At 49.6% G+C, this 14,413-nt stretch carries 10 protein-coding genes; all 10 read left to right on the top strand.

Annotated features, from left to right (window positions below; genetic code table 11):
* The first annotated feature begins 22 nt into the window (after nt 1–22).
* The 10 genes from HGH91_RS27705 (at nt 23) to HGH91_RS27660 (ending at nt 14,411) form a co-directional block, all read left to right on the top strand.
* Nucleotides 23–1,750 carry a DUF4397 domain-containing protein gene (locus tag HGH91_RS27705; protein WP_211092453.1) on the top strand — a complete coding sequence of 576 codons (1,728 nt, stop codon included), beginning with the start codon at nt 23–25 and terminating at the stop codon, nt 1,748–1,750.
* An 8-nt stretch (nt 1,751–1,758) separates the two neighbouring features.
* Complete coding sequence (locus HGH91_RS27700; protein WP_168742483.1) at nt 1,759–2,925, top strand: hypothetical protein; 1,167 nt, start codon at nt 1,759–1,761, stop codon at nt 2,923–2,925.
* A 7-nt stretch (nt 2,926–2,932) separates the two neighbouring features.
* Nucleotides 2,933–3,955, top strand: a complete 1,023-nt coding sequence (locus HGH91_RS27695) for a fasciclin domain-containing protein (RefSeq protein ID WP_168742481.1) — start codon at nt 2,933–2,935, stop codon at nt 3,953–3,955.
* A 12-nt stretch (nt 3,956–3,967) separates the two neighbouring features.
* Nucleotides 3,968–5,134 carry a fasciclin domain-containing protein gene (locus tag HGH91_RS27690; RefSeq protein ID WP_168742480.1) on the top strand — a complete coding sequence of 389 codons (1,167 nt, stop codon included), beginning with the start codon at nt 3,968–3,970 and terminating at the stop codon, nt 5,132–5,134.
* A 27-nt stretch (nt 5,135–5,161) separates the two neighbouring features.
* Nucleotides 5,162–6,136 carry a fasciclin domain-containing protein gene (locus HGH91_RS27685; RefSeq protein WP_168742478.1) on the top strand — a complete coding sequence of 325 codons (975 nt, stop codon included), beginning with the start codon at nt 5,162–5,164 and terminating at the stop codon, nt 6,134–6,136.
* A 25-nt stretch (nt 6,137–6,161) separates the two neighbouring features.
* Nucleotides 6,162–9,422, top strand: coding sequence for a carboxypeptidase regulatory-like domain-containing protein (locus HGH91_RS27680; protein ID WP_247651861.1), 3,261 nt, complete (start codon nt 6,162–6,164; stop codon nt 9,420–9,422).
* A gap of 21 nt (nt 9,423–9,443) precedes the next feature.
* Nucleotides 9,444–11,618 (top strand): IPT/TIG domain-containing protein, encoded by a 2,175-nt coding sequence (locus HGH91_RS27675; protein ID WP_168742474.1) that lies wholly within the window; start codon nt 9,444–9,446, stop codon nt 11,616–11,618.
* Nucleotides 11,619–11,768: 150 nt separating this feature from the next.
* Nucleotides 11,769–12,179, top strand: a complete 411-nt coding sequence (locus HGH91_RS27670) for a PepSY-like domain-containing protein (RefSeq protein WP_168742472.1) — start codon at nt 11,769–11,771, stop codon at nt 12,177–12,179.
* Between the two features lie 34 nt (nt 12,180–12,213).
* Nucleotides 12,214–13,482: a TolC family protein gene (locus HGH91_RS27665; protein WP_168742470.1), complete on the top strand. Its 1,269-nt coding sequence runs from the start codon at nt 12,214–12,216 to the stop codon at nt 13,480–13,482.
* Nucleotides 13,483–13,490: 8 nt separating this feature from the next.
* On the top strand, nt 13,491–14,411 hold the full coding sequence (locus HGH91_RS27660) for an efflux RND transporter periplasmic adaptor subunit (protein ID WP_168742468.1): 921 nt from the start codon (nt 13,491–13,493) through the stop codon (nt 14,409–14,411).
* Nucleotides 14,412–14,413: the final 2 nt, after the last annotated feature.

Raw genomic sequence — 14,413 nt, 5'->3', positions numbered from 1 at the left:
AGGGATTGACTGTAAAATGAAAATGATGCAAGCTGTAAAATATTTTCTGGCCATACTATTGACTTCAGGGCTATGGGCCTGTAAGAAAAGTAAATCGGACTACGTGTTCCAGGAACAGCCCCCGCTGCCGCCATTGACGGCATCTACGGTACGGTTGATGAACATGGGCAGGGCCGCCACCGAATTGATCATCAATGATACGCCGCTCACCAGTTTTATGCCGCCCAATATAGAAGGCTACTACCTGGAATCCAGGCCTACGATATATTTTCAAAACGGCCGCCTGGGCGCTTCCTATACCATTCCGCAGCGTTTTATTAAAGCTGATGGGAGTGCGCATATCCGTATCGGAAGCATGATTTTTGGCGATAAGAAGATACAATATCCAAAGGATTTCGACATCCATGAGGACGTGAACAATCCGACTGACTTCTATAACGTTTTGTATGGTGCGCATGGGGATGCCGGGGTATTGGGAGATGATTCCATCTTTGCCATTCCCCGTTCTATTTCACCGCCTGCCGCCCCGGAGCGCTTTAAGATACGTTTGCTGAACCTGGGCTCTGCGCCTGATGTGGCATCGCTGCAGGGTAACATGACGTTGATACTGGCAGATGGCACTAAAGTGAGTGCCGCTACCAGCAGCATAGCCCCTGGTAAATACTCCGATTACGTAGAGCTGCCTTACGGCACCTACCAGTTTAAAGTGACGACAGATGATGGGAACGTATTGCCTGCTGTAAAGGTGAATAGTGATGAGCTACTGAGCGTGGTCAATAAAACTACCGGTACTATGACAACGGGAGACAATCCCATGATAGATACCCGGTTAACGTATGCGCCTACACGTGCGTATCAGCCCGGAGGCGTGTATACCATCATGGTATGTGCTAATGCCGGCTTCAGCTTCAAAGATGCCGGCAGCAGTTATGCAGCTCCTGTAACATTCAACAGCTTCCGGGTCATTGCAGATAACAAGGAAGCGCTGAATATTACTTATGGCCGCCTGCAGGCAGCCAACGCTTTACCCGGACAACCTGTGACCGTGAATGTTGACGGCCTGCCGTTGGCGGAAGGAGGACTGGCTTATAGTAAGTCTTCTGCCTATAAAATCCTGGTTACGGGCACGCATACCGTAACCTTGAATGACGCCAGCGGGAAAAAGTTGGCCGAGCAGCCGCTTACTATCAATGGCAGCGATAACTACACTGCCTGGGTATATCCCGACAATAACGGGCAACCGTCGTTGAAGATCGTAGCCAATAACCTGAGCGGCAGTTTTTATCTCCCCGGAAACAGTAAAGGAGATGATGGCAGTAATGACCAGTACAGCGTGTCGATACCGTTTAAAGTACGTTTCCTGAACTTGTCGACGGACATACCGGAGGTGACATTCACAGGAGCCAATGGCGCACTCCTTTCCGGCTATCTCACCTACAGCGGCACTGCCAGCCAGCACCTCAGCAGGGGACAGGTGATTGCCGATCAGCCTTATATACTTTTTTCGCCGTTGATAGGCATCAATAAAATTGGCGTATACGCATCTGCACCCGGCGTATTGCCTGGCGATTGGCTCACAGACATACCACAGCTAAATGGCAGCGATTTTATTGCCCGCCCTGAACTGTATAAAAATGGCTTGCCGGCCTATGAAACCGGCGTGTATACAGTAGCGTTAACCGGCGCCCTGCATCCGAAGAACCCCGGGGAAGTGCCGGCGCGAATGATCATCATCAAGCACAATCAATAACGACTATTATGAAGCGTGTATATAACAATAGCAGGAATATTATCTGGAGATATATAGCCGTGGTGGGCATACTGGTGATGGGATGCCGCAAGACGGATTTTCCCGAAGTAAGCGCACCCGCCTATCTCCGGGTATTTAACTGTCTTACCTACAATGTGTCTGTCGGCAACAAGGATGCGCCGCAACCTTTTATCACCATGCTGATAGACCCACAGCTGGATGCTGCCGGCGTGCCAATCGGCGCCGACGTTACTTTCGATTTCCTGGCTACCCGCGGGCCTTTGGCCAGACCTTACCCGGATGCCGGTAATACTACACTGTGGCAGAAAGAGTTTCCCGGGACCGCTAAAGTACCGGTGGGTCCCATTGTAAATGGATACGACCTCTCCGGCTATGGCATGGTGAAAAGTGGTAAGCACCGCTTCCTGTTCATGAACCGTCCGCGTAGCAACGACCCGTTTTATACGCTACCTGCCAGCGCCCGGAAAAAGGTATTGATAGATACAACGGTGAACCTGGACCAGGGAGAAATTTATACGATGAACATCCTGGAAAAATCCGTGTATACACGGGAAACAGGGGTGTATCTCCGGAAAGAGCAGTTTACGAAAATACCTTTATCGGATTCATTGGTATATACCAATTTCTACAACCTCAGTGCGGAAGGATTTGCGAAAACCTACGTGTTTGATCTCTCTAATAACGACAATACCTGCATAGGGGACACTATGAATGTGTTTTATTCCCTGTACAAGCAGGACAATACACCGGTGAATGGATATAAGAATGTATATGCCACGAAGATCACCAGGTCGCAGGAGCCGGTGGTGCAGCCGTATACCAATTTCCCGTTGTTCCCGGATGCTACTGCCAGCCATATTTATGCAGGTCTCGCCGGGCAGCTGTTCAATATCCTGAAGCCAGGTTTGCCGCCTGAGCAGGATTACCTGAATTCCAACAGTAAGGGTAGTTACACCTCCTTTGCACTCGGGGCAACGGCTCCGCCGGCGGTATTTGTCCTGGGAGGCGATGTACGCACAGGGATGGTGATTTCCGTGTATTCGGGCATATACAACCCGCGCTCATTTGCTACGATCAATACCGTGGAATATGTGAATGGCAATATGTATATCACCACCCTGCAACGCCGTTACGATCCGCCCATTTATAAATAAATGTATTATGAAAAGATATTTTCCTTTCTATATTTTCCTGTTGACGTTACTGGCAGCGGCATGTAAAAAACTAGACATTACTTCCGACGACCATACTGCCGATGTACGTATGGTAGGTGACTTCATACATAATAACTATGACCTGAGCCTCCTGTCGGCCGCCCTGCAAAAGACAGGGTTCCTGGATAGTTTAAATGCCGACGGCCCTTTTACCGTATGGGCGCCCGATAACCAGGCGTTTAAAGCCCTGGGGATCAACAAACCGGAGGATTTCAATGGTATGAATACTGATAGTCTGCGTACCAGTTTAAAGAACCTGGTGATCAAAGACCGTTTATACATAGCCGCTATCCCAACACAGCTCGATAACCGCTACGCCACCCTGGGCAATATGACCAGTTATGTATCGGTAGGGGTAATAGGTAACAACGCCGATGCCTATCCGGCCGTCTTCAATGGAGGTATGGTATATGATGCGCCCAAACGGAACCTGGCCATGAAAAACGGGGTAGTACATGTTATCCAGGCTGTACCAAAGTATGTACCACAGCAGATTACCGATTACCTGTCGGCCGATACCAGCCTGTCTGTTTTTGTAACGCTGCTGAAGAAAACAAAGCAATGGGAGACCCTGAAAACCGATGGGCCTTTTACCGTTTACGCGCCATCGAATAGTGCTTTCCTGGGTTATAATCTCACGGCAGACAGCATCAACAAACTGGATGTGAGCCGCTATAATCCCCTCGCTTTTAATATCTACACGCTGTGCCTGCAACCGCACCATATCCTGATGAAAGATTTTGACGTGATAGGTGCATACAGCGAAAAGCTGGATATCGGAAGCGGTTATTTCATCAATCCCCACGGCAACTTTACCATCTGGGCGCCCGGCGGCAGGTGGGGCGCTCACAGCCCGGGAGGTATTACCGTTGATGGCGGCGCAAAGGGACAGGATATCATGGTAAGCAACGGCGTCATTAACCGCATGAATAATATCCTGCTGTATCCTGATTCACTTTTAATCAAGTAAAAAAGCGGACTGATGAAAAAAAATTATTTCACATATACGTTTACGTTAGTGCTGCTATTCCTGGCCGGCTGCCAGTTGAAAGATGCACAGGTAGCGCCCATAGGCAAGCCTATTGACTATACCGGTCCTTCTCTGAAGATCAGGCAGTTGCTGGATAGCTCCAATCTTACCATTTATAAGTCGATCTGGAAAAAGGTAAACATGGATTCCGTGATTGCCGATAAGACCCTGCAGGCATATACGCTGCTGGCGCCTTCTGATGACGCATTTGCGAAGGCCGGTATTACTGCCGATAAAGTAAACACCATGGCGGTTGCCGACCTGGATACCCTGCTGTTTTACCATGTGCTGGATAGCTGGGTGTCGGGCGATCAGCTGCAGCGACTGAGCGGCAGTAACAATATGCATACGTTGCTCACCCGCATCGATTTTCCGGGCTTTTATTCCAACAATCCCTATATCTATTATCAATACCTGGGACTCCATAACGGGAAGCTGATAGTAAACGGGAAGCCACATCCGCTGAAAGCCCTGGAGGCCACCAATGGAACCATTTACGTGCTGGATGAAGTGCAGAACAAACCGGAGCAAGACATGTATGGTTACCTCACCACTCACCCGGAGTTCAGCTTCCTGGTGGAAGCATTTCGTATCAGCGATAGTATTTACCAGCAGAGCTGGGCCAATCCGACGATGACCAGGTTACTGCAGATTACTTCCGATAATAAACCGGTTACACTGTTTGCACCAACTAACAGGGCCTTTCAACAGAGTGGATTTAAAACGATCGATGACCTTAGACAGAGGGCCCTGTTATATCCGGTAGACGGTGCGCATTATGACGACAATGCCTTTTACGTGAGCCCTACCACCTCGCTCGACTCGCTGTTGTCGGCCAATCACCTGGATTTTAATGGCGCCATGCGGGCAGACTACCCACTGATGCTGTTTTCCAATGATCTTACCGACAACCCTTTGCTATCTGGTTTTCAAATAAGGCCCGGCGCCGCTTACCACGAACCGCCGCAGTTTATCCGGCTCGCCTTTGCCGGCAGCAATGGCAGTATCCTGGTGAACCAGGTAAAATCGCCGCTGCCTCCGCGCAAACTGGTAACTACCGACCTGTTGTTTCTCAACGGCGTTATTCATGTAGTGGATGATGGATTGTTCATGCCATAAGGCGCATACTTAAAAGCATTTAGTAAAATGAAACAACATATTTTAATTTTTGCGTCGGCGCTTCTATTGTTTTCATGTAAGAAAGACGACAATAAGCCGGCAAATAGCCAGGATAATAACAAGCTCCTGTATGTAATTGAGGACAACAAGTTCAACTTCTCCTTTTTTAATACGGCGCTCACTGCCACCAGCTTCAATACCCTGTTGCTGGACAAAGGGCCCTATACCGTGTTGATCCCGGATAATAGCGCCTTTCAGAGAAGCGGTTATAATACGGAACAGGATGTAGCCAAAGAAAGAGGAGCTGTATTGGTGAACATGATACAGTACCATATCCTGAAAGGATTATGGCAGCTGGATAAACTGCCTTACCGGTTTAATCAGCCGGTGAGTACTTCTTCCGGCGCGCAGCTGTTTGTTACCCATTGGGTGCACAACCAGGACACGGTGATTACCATCAACGGCACCCCGGTAACGGCGCAGAACTTACCTGCCAGCAATGGATTGGTGCAGGTGATCAGTGCGGTACTGAATCCATTGAACCAGGATAAGCTGAGCGCGGCTATTGCAGCAGAACCCTCGCTGACCTATTTCAACGCGGCCTTGCAAAGAGCAGGGATGAAAGAGCTGTTGAAGGGAGATGGCCCGCTGACGGTATTTGCACCCAACAACAACGCGTTTATCGCCGCCGGTTTCCCTACTACCGACAGCATCATACAAACCAGTCCCGACGTGCTGCGCAACCTGTTGCAGTTTCATATGTTAGGCAGCCGCCGCTTTGTATACGATTACGTACTCACTACAGATGTTTCCAATCAAAGTCTGCAGAACATGCTGAACAACAGCACGACTACAGTGAATATACAGAACAACGGCAGCGCATATACGATTACAGTGCAGGGAGCAGGTAACCGTCAGCCGGCGCAGTTGCTGAAATCCAACGTGCTTACCAATAATGGCGTGTTGCATATCATCGACCAGGTATTGATGGAAAATTTCTGATGCTTTCAATTAAAATGAACCAATGATGAAAAAGCTATATATACTTTGTTGCATCGTATGCATGCTATTATGCATACGCGTGCAGGCACAGGAAACCAGCGGTCGCCTGGATGGGCGTATCGTTGATGGAAAAGGGCAGCCGGTGCCGGGTGTTACGGTACAGGCCATACACACGCCCACGGGCACCCGTTACGGCACGGTAGCCGGCAACGACGGCCGTTATCACCTCGCAGGCATGCGGGTAGGTGGCCCATATACTGTGCAGGCATCCATGATGGGAATGGGCACACAAAGCCGAGAAGGTATTATGATCCGCCTCGGGGAACCTTTGCAGCTGGCCATTGTACTGGAAGACAGTAAAAAGCAGTTGTCGGAAGTAGTGGTGAAAGGCAGCAAGACCGCCAAAGCCAATACTTATGGCGCCGGCCAGAACATAGGCAGCACCCAGTTGCGCAACATGCCTACGGTGAACCGCAGTATCACCGATATGACACGCCTGGTACCACAGGCGTCTAAAGACAACTCTTTTGGTGGTACCAACTTCCGGTATAACAACGTTACCCTGGATGGAGCCATTAATAACGACGCTATCGGTTTTAGTCCCTCTACCGGCGGTATTACCGGTACTTCCGGTATGCCCGGATCCAGCACACATAGCAACCCGGTATCCATGGATGCCATTGAAGATATGCAGGTATACCTGGCGCCCTTCGATGTGAAAATCGGTAATTTCACCGGTGGTAGCATCAATGCGGTAACCCGCAGCGGTACCAACCAGTTCACCGGCTCCGTATACGCCTATGGCCGGAATGGCGCCCTTACCGGCAAGGATAAGGTAGGTACGCTGGGCAAAATGAACAGCGATTTTTACGACTATCAATCCGGCGTACGACTGGGCTTTCCCATTATAAAAGATAAGCTATTCTTTTTCACCAATGAAGAAGTAACCGGTCGCCGCGATCCGGCTCAATTGCTGGTAGGCCAGGCAGAAACCGCCCAGATCCTGAGTGTGAAAGATGAGCAGGATATCCGCAATGCCACCGGGCAGCGCTACGGTAAAGCATTTGATCCCGGTACCGGCGGAAGCTACAATGCCAGCACCCATTCGCAGAAGTTCTTTAACCGCCTGGACTGGAACATCAATGCCATCCATCAGCTGTCGCTGCGCAATAATACCATCCTGTCGGATGCCATGATCATGGACCGCGACCAGGCCGATTTCCGCTTTACCAGCATGGCGTATAAGCAAACCAATAACCAGACGTCTACCGTAGCGGAATTGAAATCCCGCTTCAGTCAGCAGCTGGCCAATAGTTTACTGGTAGGCTATACGGTAGTCAACGATCGCCGCGATCCGCAGTCAGATCCCAACCTGCCGCAGGTGCAGATCATGGGACGTACGCCTGGCACCACCATTTACCTCGGCACCGACCGCGAAGCTGCCATCTTTAACATGCAGCAACGTACCTGGGAAATTACCGACAACCTCACTTTATACAAAGGCAAGCACACTTTCCTCTTTGGTACACACAATGAAATTTATCATATCAACTATGGCTTTGTGAACAGCTGGAATGGCCGCGTAGACTACCTGAGCATAGATGATTATCTCAACAACAATCCCTGGAGAGTAAGAGGTAACTACAACTATACCAACAACAGCCGGGATTATATCCTGTCACACCCCGAATCCTTTAACCTGGGTATGTTGAGCGCTTATGCGCAGGATGAAATTCAGCTGACCGATAAGCTGAAGATTACGCCAGGTATACGTGCCGACTATACGTTGTTGCCAACAAAGCCTATCCTGAGCGAAAAAACACAAACGGCCATCCCTGATGCCTTCCTGGGCAACACGTACTACTATACGCCGTTGAATGCCATTCGCAACAGTTATCTCAATAAAATACAGATTTCACCAAGACTGGGATTCCGTTACGACTGGCTGGGCAACCAAAGCCTCATCCTGCGCGGCGGTATCGGCATGTTTACCGGCCGTATCCCGCTGGCATGGCTGGCGTACGCCTACTATAATAACGGCGATACCTATGGCTCATTTGATCAGAAAGCAGACCAGCAAGCCTTTGTAAAAGGCACCGACCCACTGAAAACAGGCAAGAATGGAATCGCAGATTTTATTGGCCAGAACGGGGCTGTTCTCAATAATAAAAATTCGGGTAAAACACAGGTGGATGTGGTAGACAATAACTTTGTGATGCCTAAGGTATTACGTGCCAGCCTGGCAGTAGATTATACCACAAGCAATGGCTATAAATTTACGCTGGAGGGCATGTATACCAAAAGCCTGAAAGACGTGATGTTCCGGCAGGTGAATATCAAAGACGATCCCCGCTATTATGGCTATGATGCAGGCATGCAGCAACCGGTATACAGTGGCAGCATTGATCCGCGTTTTGCCAATGCCTACGAGTTGAGCAATACCAACAAAGGTTATCGCTACAGCATTACCGGTAGTGTGGGGCGTAACTTCAGCAATGGGCTGAATGCCGGCGTATCTTATACCTACGGTACTTCCAAAGACGTGTCTAACGGTATCCGGAACTCCATGGAAAGTAACTGGCAGCTGAACCAGGCCTTGAATCCAAATAATCCCGACCTGGCCTATTCTAACTTTGATATCCGCCACCGTATCGTGGTGCATGCTGATTACCGCAAGGCGTGGAATACAAAATGGATCAGTAGCTTTTCCCTGTTCGTCAGCGCCCAATCCGGTTCACCGTTTACCTATGGTATTGTAAACAACAGTATCCAGGGACTGCCACAGCAGGTAAGCCTGGTTTACATACCACAAGCGGATGATGCCATTCATTTCTTCCAGGACTATACCAATACCGCCGGAACCCAGGTGACTGCTGCCGCACAGGCAGAAGCCTTTAACCGGTATGTGGATGGAAACCCATATTTGCGTAGCCGCCGTGGTAACTTTACCGAACGTAATATGGGACGTACGCCCTGGAATACGCAGGCCGACTTCCATTTCGGGCAGGAGTATCATTTCTCCGAAAATCCCCGCAGCAGTTATCTCACTTTTACCCTTGATATTATGAACCTGACTAACCTGTTGAATAAAGATTGGGGGAGGGCCTATTTCTCTCCCAATACTTTCAACTCTACCGCGAGTGTGGGACTGACGCCGGTATATCCGGGCAGGCAAAGCAAGGAGAACTACCCGGTATATACTTTCGGAGATCCCGGAAAACCTTATGCCACTGATTTCTTCGGCTCCCGTTATCAACTGCAGCTGGGTATGAGATATTCATTTTAGGTGTTACATCAAATAAAAGCAATGAAACAATATTTATATGTGCTGGCAGCTACGTTGTGCTTACTGGCCGCCTGCAAAAAAAATCGTGATGAAGTGGCGCTGCCGTTGTCGATCAGCGGATTCCTGCCCAGCAGCGGAAATCCCGGTACGGTGGTCACTATCAGGGGTACCGGCTTCGGTACCGGCATCGGTAACAATACGGTGTCTTTTAATGGCATTAGCGCTACGGTGGTGAGCGTGAATGATACGGTGTTGATTGTACAGGCGCCTGAAAAGGGCACCACTGGTCCGCTTACCATTACTGCGGGTAATCACACGGCTAACGGCGCCGTATACACGTACCAGGCATTGAGCATTCACCAGGTGTCGCCCGCCAACGGACCAGAAGGCACCAATATCTCAATTTCCGGTGCGGGCTTCAGCAGCCTGGAAGGACCCGCAGCCGTATCGATCAATGGTCACCCGGCTATTGTATCCAACTCCAATGATACGCTGTTGACGGCCATTGTGCCGGCAGGCGCCGGGAGTGGCGCCGTAGAGGTAACGGTCAACAATACCCATGCCTCCGGCCCGGTGTTTACTTTCCAGTCGATCACAAAAATAAAACCTGCTACCGGTGGCGCCGGTACGCTGGTTACTATCAGCGGAACAGGCTTCAATACCACGGTAGCCAACAACGTAGTGGCCTTCAACGGTCTGCCTGGTACCGTGGTAAACGCTTCGGAAACTGCCTTGCAGGTATTGGTACCGGCACAGGTGAAAGCCGGACCGGTATCTGTTACCATCAATGGCCAGAAAACAAGTGGACCCATATTTACACCGGTGCCGCCGCCTGTTATCCGTACCATAGCGCCACTGAGCGGCCCCGTAGGAAGTATTATCACCATTGCGGGGGATAACTTCAGCAGCATCAGCGATGAAGACACCGTATTGCTCAACGGTAAACCACTGACAATCATGAGCGCCACGAGCCAGCAATTGACGTTAACTGTTCCTGTTACCGCCACTACCGGTATGTTGCGGATATCAGTTAATGGACAGGCGATCAATGGACCGCAGTATACCATTCAAGCGCTGGGTATTACGCAATTATTGCCAGACAATGGTTTGGACGGATCCGTGATCGTAATGAAAGGAACCGGTTTCGACAAAATAGCGGCTAATAATCACGTATCTATCAATGGGCTGGCCGTGATGGTAACCGCTGCTACCGATACTACGCTGACCGTAACAATGCCAGCCGGCTTCACCACGGGATCGCTCAACGTAAGTACTGGCAGCTTATCTGCCGTAGGACCCTTATTCCGCCGGGCCGGTGTCAGCCTTTTCTATAAGGGGGCTATGGCATCAGGTAATGTGAGAGGGTTGGTGATAGACAGCAAAGGCAACGTGTTTACAGCGGGCGACGGTCATATCAGCAAAATTACCCCGGATGGTGCTGGTAGCCTGTTTGCCGGCGGCGATGACAGGGGTAATACCGATGGTACAGGCGTCAATGCGAAGTTCTTTGCTATCTCCGGTATGGCTATCGATGCACAGGACAACCTGTATGTAGCCGATGCCTTTAATAATAATATCCGCAAGATAACGCCTGCTGGCAAGGTGACCACATTCTATGCCGGCCTGGACTTCCAGCCGAAGTACCTCACCATCGATGCCGCGGGTAATTTATACGCCGGCTCGGATTACAATGGGGTATTCAAAATAACCTCCAATGGTACGCAGGTAACCCAGGTGGCCAGGAATGGTATCTCCTCGCAGTTTAGCTGGTATAATGGTTACCTGTTTATGTCTAACGTAGACGGCGCCATAGAACTGCGGCTGAACATCGCTACCGGTGAGAACCTGGTGTTTGCCGGCGCATTTAACCAGGGCGACTATATCGATGGCCCGAAAGGGGTAGGCAGGTTAAATGGACCGGCCGCATCGACCTATGACCCGGTGTCTGGTTTCGTGTATATCGTAGACAGTTATAATTATTCCATTAGAACCATCAATCCGAACGACGGTACCATTGGCACCATTACCGGCGCAGAAGGCAGCTACCAGCCTTTCCGTGGCGGTAATAAAAATGGCACCCTGCAGGAAGCGCTGCTGAGTCCCACCAGCGGTTCACCGTTAGTGGTAGATAAAGCCGGAAATATTTACCTGGTAGAAGAAAACCTGGGACAAATCAGGAAAATTACCCTGAGATAGTCAATCAACACAACGCTAAAACAACAGCTGGTCCGCAGATCCTCGTGTCTGCGGACTTTTTTTATGATGCTATTGCTGAATTCGGTGTATGGCCTGCCACTACAGAAGTTAAACAGAATTGCGGGTTAACTTTGGGATAAATTTAATGGTATGAAACACTATTTAATGTTTGGATGCCTGCTATTGAGCATGCCTGCCTTCGCACAAAAAATCAGTGAATCGAAGGTGCCTGCCGCTGTGAAAGCTGCCTTCTCCAGTAAATTCCCTGCTGCTACCGGTGTAAAATGGGAAATGGAACAAAAGAACTATGAGGCCGGGTTTAAGGAAAACCATCAACACATTTCTGCCGTGTTTGATACAAAAGGGACTTGGATGGAAACGGAAACGCCTATACCGGCAACAGACCTGCCGGAAGCAGCCAGGAAGTATATTGCCAGGCACTATAAAGGCATAAGAATGAAGGAAACAGCCCGTATTGAGAAAGCAGATGGTACAGTGAACTACGAAGCGGAAATCAGCGGTAAAGATATTATATTCGATAGCAAGGGCACATTACTTTAAGAGAGGATGGAACCTTATTTGTTAAAATGGCTTTATGTTTTCAGCTTTTAGAAGGAGTTATGCCGCAACAGCCCTGGGGCTGTTGCTATGGATAGGTGGCGCTTCCCGGGCATTTGCCCAGGGAAAGAACCTGGCGTATTACCTGGACCAGGGAAAACAAAACAGCCCACTACTAAGGGATTACCAGAACCAGGTAACGGCAGCACAGATCGATAGCCAGCGCCTGCGGGCCGCATATGGGCCGCAGGTAAATGGAGTAAGTAATAATAGCTATGCCCCCCTCATTCGTGGTATCGGGTATGATGCTGCCATCACCAACGGCGCACAGGTAAGCGCCCTGGTATCTGCCAGCAAGGAGCTGAACGGAAAAAAGAACCTGAATAACCAGTTGCAGGGAATAGATCTGCAGAACCAGGGCCTCCGCAATACTTCCCGTATATCGGAGCAAGACCTGAAAAGAAGTATTGCCGCACAGTATATTACCGCCTATGGCGACTGGGAGCAGTACCGGTTCAATGACCATGTATTACAATTGCTGAAGCAGGAAGAAGTGATCCTGAAAAAGCTCGCCCAGACCGGTACTTACCGGCAAACAGATTATCTTACCTTCCTGGTAACCCTGCAACAGCAGGAGCTCCTGCTGAAACAATTACGCGGGCAGTACCAAAATAATTTCGCCCAGCTGAATTACCTCTGCGGTGTAACAGATACCACGTTTACACCGATAGAAGATCCGGCATTACATATCGATCATTTGCCCGCGCTGGAGAATACCGTGTTTTACCGCCAGTTTGAGATAGATAGCCTGAAACTGCGCAACTCAGATAAGAGCATCGACCTGTTGTACCGGCCCAAAATAAACCTGTATACAGACGGAGGATTTAATTCTACCCTGGCCCTAGACCCATATAAGAATTTTGGCGTGAGTGCAGGCTTAAACCTGGTAGTGCCTATTTACGATGGCCACCAGCGTAAAATGCAACACGACAAGGTAGCGATTGCAGAAGCTACGCGAAAAAACTACCAGGACTTTTTTTCCAGGCAGTATTATCAACAGCTGCAACAGCTAACCCAACAGCTGGGAACAACGATAGAGCTGATTGACCAGGCCAGTAAACAAATCAGCTATGCCGAAGGGCTGATGGAGGCCAATAAAGCGTTGCTGGTACATGGAGATGTACGGATAGCCGACTACGTGATCGCTATCAATAACTACCTGAATGCAAAGAATATCATCACACAGAACATCGTGAATAAATATCAGCTGATCAACCAGATTAATTACTGGAACAGCGCTAACTGATACCAACTATGAAACGATTAAGTACGTTCAGTATCATTTGTTTACTCCTGGCAACGGCCTGTCACCAGTCTGCGCCGGCGGAGGAAGAGCAAATAGCAGCAGCCGGTACGCCAGTTACGATAGCATCGCCGGAAACCGGCGCCATGGAAGAGGAGATCGCATTGAATGCAACGGCCACCTTTTTGTTGAAAACAAATGTAAAGGCGGTAGCCAATGGTTTTCTGCAAACATCTAACATAAAGCTGGGACAACACGTGAGCAGAGGACAGGTATTGTTTTTACTGAAGACCAAAGAAGCAGAGAACCTCGGCAATACGATCAATAAATTGGATTCGTCTTTTCGCTTCACAGGCCTGATTCCTATTAAAGCTACCGGCAACGGATATATTACGCAGCTGAGTGCACAGAGCGGCACTTACGTGCAGGATGGAGAGCAGCTGGCTACCATATCCGACGACAATAGCTTTGCGTTTATCCTGAACCTGCCCTACGAGTTGACAGCGCTGGTGCCCACTAATCGCCAGGTAACAGTGGCTTTACCCGATGGAGCGCAGTTGCCTGGTGTAATGGAAGCACCGTTGCCTACGGTAGATTCTATTGCACAAACGCAGAATTATATCATCAGGGTAACCACCACTAAGCTGATCCCGGAAAACCTGATTGCTAAAGTGAAATTGCGGAAAGGAGGGAAATCCAATGCGGTATTCCTGCCCAGGGAAGCCGTGCTTTCCAGCGAATCGCAAAACGAATATTGGATCATGAAAATGATGGATAGCACCACCGCGGTAAAAGTGGTGGTGCAAAAAGGAATGGAAGCCGGCAACAAAATAGAGATCCTGTCGCCGGTGCTGAGCACGCAGGACAGGGTGCTGGTAAGCGGTAACTACGGCCTCCCGGATACCGCTAAAGTCACGATCGTAAATAAGTAGCC

Origin of the sequence: Chitinophaga eiseniae (genome assembly GCF_012641265.1) — a bacterium.
Lineage (GTDB): Bacteria > Bacteroidota > Bacteroidia > Chitinophagales > Chitinophagaceae > Chitinophaga > Chitinophaga eiseniae_A.
The sequence above is the reverse complement of the archived record's forward strand: the minus strand, read 5'-3'. Positions and strand labels throughout refer to the sequence as shown.

Excerpts from the sequence above, each read along its gene's own strand:
- HGH91_RS27680 (WP_247651861.1), top strand. The coding sequence starts at position 6,162 with ATGAAAAAGCTATATATACTTTGTTGCATCGTATGCATGCTATTATGC.
- HGH91_RS27695 (WP_168742481.1), top strand. The coding sequence starts at position 2,933 with ATGAAAAGATATTTTCCTTTCTATATTTTCCTGTTGACGTTACTGGCA.
- HGH91_RS27670 (WP_168742472.1), top strand. The coding sequence starts at position 11,769 with ATGAAACACTATTTAATGTTTGGATGCCTGCTATTGAGCATGCCTGCC.
- HGH91_RS27685 (WP_168742478.1), top strand. The coding sequence starts at position 5,162 with ATGAAACAACATATTTTAATTTTTGCGTCGGCGCTTCTATTGTTTTCA.
- HGH91_RS27690 (WP_168742480.1), top strand. The coding sequence starts at position 3,968 with ATGAAAAAAAATTATTTCACATATACGTTTACGTTAGTGCTGCTATTC.
- HGH91_RS27705 (WP_211092453.1), top strand. The coding sequence starts at position 23 with ATGATGCAAGCTGTAAAATATTTTCTGGCCATACTATTGACTTCAGGG.
- HGH91_RS27700 (WP_168742483.1), top strand. The coding sequence starts at position 1,759 with ATGAAGCGTGTATATAACAATAGCAGGAATATTATCTGGAGATATATA.
- HGH91_RS27660 (WP_168742468.1), top strand. The coding sequence starts at position 13,491 with ATGAAACGATTAAGTACGTTCAGTATCATTTGTTTACTCCTGGCAACG.
- HGH91_RS27665 (WP_168742470.1), top strand. The coding sequence starts at position 12,214 with ATGTTTTCAGCTTTTAGAAGGAGTTATGCCGCAACAGCCCTGGGGCTG.
- HGH91_RS27675 (WP_168742474.1), top strand. The coding sequence starts at position 9,444 with ATGAAACAATATTTATATGTGCTGGCAGCTACGTTGTGCTTACTGGCC.